Source organism: Sedimentibacter sp. B4 (assembly GCF_000309315.1).
Lineage (GTDB): Bacteria > Bacillota > Clostridia > Tissierellales > Sedimentibacteraceae > Sedimentibacter > Sedimentibacter saalensis.
On the sequence record NZ_CANG01000109.1, the window covers coordinates 1 to 241 of the forward strand.

Genomic DNA, 241 nt, shown 5'->3' on the forward strand with positions numbered 1-241 from the left:
GACGATCGCGAAGTTCGCCTCCGAGACCGGCTACGAGGTGACCTACGTCGCGCCGGGCGATGTGGGGACGGTGGTGAACCAGCTGATCCTGACCAAGGACGCCCCGATGGGCGACGTGGTCTACGGCATCGACAACACCTTCGCCGGGCGCGCGATCGGCGCCGGCATCCTCAGCCCGTACGTCTCGCCCGACCTGCCGAAGGGCGCGGAGGCCTACGCCGCGGACGGCTCGAACTCGCTG

General features: G+C 69.7%; 1 pseudogene. It reads left to right on the forward strand.

Annotated features, from left to right (window positions below):
* Positions 1-241 (forward strand): annotated as a pseudogene (locus tag BN358_RS26110) (thiamine ABC transporter substrate-binding protein); the annotation flags it as partial.